This is a genomic window from Sulfitobacter sp. AS59, assembly GCF_038899995.1.
GTDB lineage: Bacteria > Pseudomonadota > Alphaproteobacteria > Rhodobacterales > Rhodobacteraceae > Sulfitobacter.
Genome location: NZ_JBBMQK010000001.1, coordinates 856,997 through 863,542, shown reverse-complemented (window position 1 = coordinate 863,542; position 6,546 = coordinate 856,997). Strand labels below are relative to the sequence as shown.

Below are 6,546 nucleotides of genomic sequence, written 5' to 3'. Positions count from 1 at the left end.
ACTAACGCTGGACGAAATCAACCACGGCTTCGAGCTGATGCACCAAGGCAAATCAATCCGCGCCGTCGTGGAGTTTTAAGCTAAACGACGGTGTGCGCTCCAAGGCACCGCTTCCGATGGGGGCGGTGTTTTTCTTTGGGTTTGGTTAACCATTTTCGCGCCACGTTGACGCAAGGATACATTTTGCTTCTGCTGACTTCGGCACTACCTGTAAGGTCAGAGGGATACCCAATCGCTCTGCACGCCAGGGAGGCCGTTCATGAAACTGACCGTAAATGGCAAAAAATATGATGTTGATGTCGAAGACGACATGCCGCTGCTTTGGGTTCTCCGAGACGAGCTGGGCATAACCGGCCCCAAATACGGCTGCGGCATTGCACAATGCGGGGCCTGTACGGTGCACGAGGATAGCGTCGCCGTGCGCTCGTGCCAATTGGCCGCAAGCGATGTCGTTGGCGAGATTACCACCATCGAAGGGCTGGGCACGCCGTCTGCGCTGCACGCGGTCCAAGAAGCATGGACCGATTTACAGGTGGCGCAATGCGGATACTGTCAGGCCGGTCAGATCATGCAGGCCGCGTCATTCCTTGATCTGAATTCAGAGCCTACAGACGATCAGATCGACGCTGCGATGAGCGGGAATTTATGCCGCTGTGGCAGCTATCCACGCATACGCGAGGCTGTGAAAACGGCTGCGACCAAGCTGCGGGCGGTTTGATATGGGGCGCGTAAAAACCATTGCCCGCCGCAGCTTTTTGATCGGATCGGCGGCCATCGCAGGCGGCGTTGCCTTTGGCACCTATCTTTATAAACGCGAGGGTGAAAACCCGCTGCTGGCAGATCTCAAGCCCGGCGAAGCCGCGATCACACCTTACGTCAAGATTGACGCCCAAGGGATCACCCTGATCACCCCGCGTGCCGATGTGGGGCAGGGGGCGTGGTCGATGCAGGCGCATATGATCGCTGAAGAACTGGATATTGATCCCGCGACTGCAACCCTGTCACCGGGGCCTGCCAGTGCAATCTATTACAATGGTGTTGTCGGGGCCGAGGGGCTGCCGATTGCCGCGACCTCTGACACTTTGCTGGCCCGGGCCGGACGCGGTGCCGTAGATGTTGCGGGCAAGTTGATGGGGCTGCACATTACCGGCGGGTCATCGACGGTGCCCGATATGTATGACCGCTTGCGCATGGCGGGTGCGGTTGCACGCGAAACATTAATCCGCGCCGCGATGAAGCAAACCGGCCTGCCGCGCGATCAGTTGCGCACGGAAGATGGCTGCGTTGTGCTGCCTGACGGGCTGAGGATCGAATACCTTGATCTGGCGGTTGTTGCGGCAGACATCGAACCTGTTCAGGATGTGACCCTGCGCGATCCGTCGCAATGGCGCTATCTGACCAAACCGCAAAAGCGCACCGACATGGTGGCCAAATCTACCGGTACGCTGACCTATGGCATCGACATGGTGATGGACGGGATGGTCTATGCCACGACCCGTACCAATCCTGCGCTTGGCGGTGGTCTCATCGGCTTTGATGCAGAAGCGGCGCAAGGCATGCGCGGCGTTCGCAGCGTTTTGCCGATTACGGGCGGTGTTGCCGTTGTGGCCGATAACACATGGCGGGCCTTTCAGGCGGCGCAAGCTGTCGAATGCGACTGGGGTCCGTCCCCCTATATCGGCAACACGGACGAACAGTTTGACGCGGTTGCCAATTCCATGACCGACGATCACCAAGACAGCCGGTTTAAAGACGAAGGCGATGTTGAGGCCGCCCTGGATGGTGCCAATGTGATCGAAGCGGAATACCGCATTCCCTATCTGGCCCACGCCCCGCTGGAACCCATGAGCGTCGTCGTGAAGATGTCGCAAGCCCGTCTGGATATCTGGACAGGCACGCAAATCCCGCGTTTCGTGCAGGCCAACATGGCCAAGCTAACGGGGTTGGACGCGGATAACATCCATGTGCATGTGTTGATGTCGGGCGGCAGTTTCGGCCGTCGGCTTGAGGATGATTATATCGCCCAAGCTGTCGAAATCGCCATGCAACTGCCCGACACCCCGATCAAGATGGTCTGGCAGCGCGAAGAAGACTTTACCCATGACTTCCCCCGCCCGCTGGCCATGGCCCGTGCAAAGGGCGCTGTGAAATCCGGTGCGTTGGACGCGTTTGATCTGTCGATTGCGGCACCCTCCGTGGCTGAATCCTCGCTTGCGCGGTTGGGCCAGCCTGCCATCGGCCCTGATGTGGCGATTGTCGCAGGCGCGTGGGATCAGCCGTTTGCGATCCCCAACTATCGCGTGACCGGATACCGCACGCTAGCGATGGTGCCGATCAGCTCTTGGCGATCCGTGGGCGCGTCAGGCAACGGGTTCTTGCATGAAAGTTTCATGGATGAGCTCTGCCATGCAGCAGGCGTTGACCCACTGAAAGAACGGCTGCGCCTATGCTGGCACGACCCGTCGCGCAAAGTGCTTGAGGCCGTTGGCGAGATGTCTGATTGGGGCAGTGACCTTGGCCCGAACCGGGGGCGCGGGTTGGCCTTTACCCTTGCGTTCGGCGTGCCTGTGGCCGAGGTGGTCGAGGTCACAAACACTGACGATGGCATTCGCATCGACAAGGTCTTTGTGGCTGCCGATGTGGGCCGTGTACTGGACCCGGTGAATTTTGAGGCACAGGTACAAGGCGGGGTGATCTTTGGCCTTGGTCACGCGATGAATTGCGAGCTGACCTATCGTGATGGCGTTGCAGAGCAGGAAAATTTCCACGCCTACGAGGGGATGCGCCTGTATCAAACGCCGCAAATCACGGTGCGCGGGCTTGAGAATGGCGAAAAACTTAGGGGGATCGGCGAGCCTGCTGTGCCGCCCGCAGCGCCCGCATTGGCAAACGCCATTTTTGCCGCCACAGGTCAGCGTATCCGCGAATTACCCCTGTCCAAATCGATTGATTTCGTATGAGGGGCCTTGTGCTGGCATTGCTGATCGCGGTGCCTGCTGCCGCCCAAGATGCGCCGACCAAGGCACAAGGGTTGGCGGCTTGGGATGATGTGTATTCTGTTACCTCGCACCCGCGCTGTACCAATTGTCATGTGGGTGAAGGCGGCATACCGATGTGGAACGGCCTGACCTATGGGGCAGATGCGGTTCACGGCATGCATGTGCAAGCCGGCGAAAGCCGCGTTGGTGCCGAAACAATGCCGTGCCGCACCTGCCATATCGGCGTGGCATCGGCCAATGCGACACCCCATGCCCCGCCGATGATCGACGACGCATGGCGACTGCCCCCGGCTGAACTGGCATGGTTGGGGAAAAGCAGCGATTACGTCTGCGCGCAACTGCGCGACCCTGAAACCAACGATGGTTTTGAAATGGATGAGCTGGCCGTGCATCTTGAAACCTCGGCCTTTGTGGCGTGGGGTTTTGACCCCGGTGCCGGGCGCAGTGTGCCGCCGATTGGTTTGGATGAAATGATCACGGCGCTAAACCTGTGGGCCGCCGCTGGCACACCCTGCGCAAACGATCCCTAGCACCAAAACCCCTTGACCTATTACCGCGCTGATTGTTCGGTAGGCCATGGATATTTTACACATCACCCGCCCCGTCGCCGTCACCGGCCTTGATGACATTCCGATGCCGTCGGTGGATGCACAGGCTGCACAAACACTGGTTGCCCGCTGTCCTGTAGCCGCTGAAACGCCGCTTGTTCAGGCAGAGGCTTTGGCCGTTGAGGCAGGCGTTGCCGAACTGTGGGTCAAAGACGAACGGGGCCGCATGGGGCTTGGCAGTTTCAAGGCGTTGGGCGCGGCATATGTCATCGCGTGCGACAAGGAACGCGGCGATCATCGCGGGCGCACCTATGTCACGGCGAGCGCAGGAAACCACGGCATGTCAGTCGCCGCAGGGGCGCAGGCCTTTGGCGCGGCATCTGTGGTCTATATTGCCGAACCCGTCCCCGAAAGCTTTGCCGCGCGGCTGGCCGAACAGGGCGCGCAGGTGATCCGTGAAGGGGCAACTTACGAGGATAGCATGGCCGCTGCGCAGGCCGCTGCAGATGCAAACGGTTGGGCGCTTTTGTCCGACAGCTCGTGGCCCGGATACACCGAGCGCCCGCACCGCCTGATGGAAGGGTATCTGGTTCTAATGGCCGAGGCGATTGCACAGATACCGACCCCGCCCACACATATATTCTTGCAAGCCGGCGTCGGCGGTTTGGCGGGGGCGTGTGCCGCTTTGGCGCGGCAGGCATGGGGCGACGGGCCGCGTATCATAGTGGTCGAACCTGATGCGGCCCCGGCATTGCACGGATCGATCAAAGCGGGCGCGCCTACTGAAAGCAGCGGACCGGTCAGCGACATGGGGCGGTTGGACTGTAAAATGCCATCGCTGATCGCGCTGAAAGGTCTGGCGCAAGACGCCGACGCATTTGCCCTGATATCAGAGGGCGAAGGTCAGGCGGGCGCAGGGGCCGCAATGGTTGCAGGCTTGGCATCCAGCCCGTCCGGGGCCGCAGGGATCGCGGGGCTTTTGGCGCTGTCTGATGCGCAAAAGGCCGATCTTGGGATCGCCGCAGCATCGGTCGTGCTGACGGTGCTAAGCGAAGGTCCGGCAAGCTGATGCGCGGCTTTGGGCAAAGCGAGTACGAACAACGGCTTGCCCGCGCGCAAACGCTTATGGCGGCCCATGACCTGTCTGCGATGCTGCTGACGACCGAGGCTGAAATCAGGTATTTCACCGGCTTTTTGACACGTTTTTGGGAAAGCCCGTCCCGCCCTTGGTATCTGGTGGTGCCTGCCATCGGCAAACCGGTTGCCGTCATACCGTCCATCGGCGCGGCATTGATGGCGCAAACTTGGGTCGAGGACATCCGCACCTGGCGCGCGCCCGATCCTGCCGATGATGGGGTCAGCCTGTTGTCCGACACGCTGAACGAAATCGCGGGGGCGGGGCGCATTGGCATCCCATCCGGTCCCGAGACGTATTTGCGGGTTCCCCAGTCTGATTGGGGTTGGATCAAGTCCGGCACTTTCGGGACATTCGTATCGGATTACGGGATCACAGCGCGCTTGCGTGCGATCAAATCCAACGCCGAGGTGGCCAAGATCGAAACCGCCTGCGGCATCGCCGGGCGCGCCTTTGCCCGCGTGCCGCAGATCGCGGCGCAAGGTCGCGCGTTGTCCGACGTCTTTCGTGACTTTCAACGGTTGCTGCTTGAGGAAGGGGCCGATTGGGTGCCCTATCTGGCAGGCGGCGCGGATCGTGATGGCTACGCCGATGTGATTTCGCCCGCATCAGACAGGCCGTTGGCGCAGGGCGATATATTGATGCTGGATACGGGCGCGGTATTCGACGGCTATTTCTGCGACTACGACCGGAATTTCGCCATCGGACCTGTATCACCCACCGCCCGTGACGCACATGCACGGTTGATCGAAGCGGTGAATGCGGCGGCTGACATCGCGCGCCCCGGCGCAACGGCGGCGCAGCTGTTTCACGCGATGGACAAGGTCGTGACCGGCGGGACTGGCGGATCGGACGCTGGGCGTTTGGGGCACGGGTTGGGCATGCAACTGACCGAAGGCCTGTCGCTGATCGCGGCGGATCAGACGGTACTGGCCGCCGGAATGGTTCTGACGCTTGAGCCGGGGATAGATACCGTGGATGGCCGCATCATGGTGCACGAGGAAAATATCGTGATCACGCCAGACGGTTGTCGGTTCCTTAGCCCGCGTGCGGGGACAGACATGGTGGTGATCGAATGAGCTATCGCTATACATCGGTCCCGACGCTCGCCCCGGCCCTTGGCTTGATCGTCTTGCAGGCGGATGAAACCCTTGAGGGGGACATGCGCGCGATGATGCCGCTGGAAACAGCGCTTTACGTCAGCCGCGTGCCCAGTGGCGATGCGGTGACATCTGATACTTTGGCCGAAATGGCCGCGCATCTTACGGGGGCTGCAGGTCTGTTACCCCACGCGGCCCGGTTCGCCAGCATCGGGTATGGCTGCACATCCGGGGCGGCTGAAATCGGGTCTGACCGTGTGGCGGGGCTGATCCGTGCGGGGTCAGGCAGCCCGCATGTGACCAACCCGCTAAGCGCGCTGATCGCGGCGTGCCAGCATCTGGGGGTAACGCGGCTTGCATTGTTGTCGCCCTATGTCGCGCAGGTGTCCGCCAAACTGCGCGATGCCCTTGCCCGCGAGGGCATTGAAACGCCGGTGTTCGGCAGCTTTGACGAGGCCGAGGAAGCCAAAGTTGTGCGCATTGATGCCGCATCAATCGTCGCCGCGGCTGTTGATCTGGCATCACAAGGCGGGGCGGAGGCGATTTTCCTAAGCTGCACGAACTTGCGCACGTTGAATGTGATTGACAAAATCGAGGGGAAAACAGGGCTGCCGTGCCTTTCCAGCAATCAGGTTTTGGCGTGGCATATGGCGCAGGCCGCAGGGATCACCGCGCAGATACCGGGCCTGCTGGGGCAATCTGCGGTGACGTTGCCATCGTGAGCGGATAGCAACGACCCAGCGACAAATTGATACATTTGCGAA

Annotated in this window: 6 protein-coding genes; all 6 read left to right on the top strand. The window is 60.8% G+C overall.

The genetic code is table 11. From position 1 onward, the window contains the following. Positions 1-259 precede the first annotated feature (259 nt). The 6 genes from WNY39_RS04305 to WNY39_RS04280 are packed head-to-tail and all read left to right on the top strand — an operon-like array spanning position 260 to position 6,504. Positions 260-718 (top strand): (2Fe-2S)-binding protein, encoded by a 459-nt coding sequence (locus WNY39_RS04305; protein WP_342844321.1) that lies wholly within the window; start codon positions 260-262, stop codon positions 716-718. A gap of 1 nt (position 719) precedes the next feature. Beyond that, the gene (locus WNY39_RS04300; RefSeq protein WP_342844319.1) at positions 720-2,960 is read left to right on the top strand and encodes a molybdopterin cofactor-binding domain-containing protein; all 2,241 of its coding nucleotides are present in this window, start codon (positions 720-722) and stop codon (positions 2,958-2,960) included. Next, entirely contained in the window at positions 2,957-3,529 is a 573-nt protein-coding gene (locus WNY39_RS04295) for a hypothetical protein (protein WP_342844317.1), read from the top strand. The genes WNY39_RS04300 and WNY39_RS04295 overlap by 4 nt, the downstream gene beginning before the upstream one ends. Before the next feature lie 46 nt (positions 3,530-3,575). Then, positions 3,576-4,616, top strand: coding sequence for a pyridoxal-phosphate dependent enzyme (locus WNY39_RS04290; protein ID WP_342844315.1), 1,041 nt, complete (start codon positions 3,576-3,578; stop codon positions 4,614-4,616). Beyond that, positions 4,616-5,761 carry a Xaa-Pro peptidase family protein gene (locus WNY39_RS04285; protein ID WP_342844314.1) on the top strand — a complete coding sequence of 382 codons (1,146 nt, stop codon included), beginning with the start codon at positions 4,616-4,618 and terminating at the stop codon, positions 5,759-5,761. Before WNY39_RS04290 ends, WNY39_RS04285 begins: the two co-directional genes overlap by 1 nt. Beyond that, on the top strand, positions 5,758-6,504 hold the full coding sequence (locus WNY39_RS04280) for an Asp/Glu racemase (protein WP_342844313.1): 747 nt from the start codon (positions 5,758-5,760) through the stop codon (positions 6,502-6,504). Before WNY39_RS04285 ends, WNY39_RS04280 begins: the two co-directional genes overlap by 4 nt. Positions 6,505-6,546: the final 42 nt, after the last annotated feature.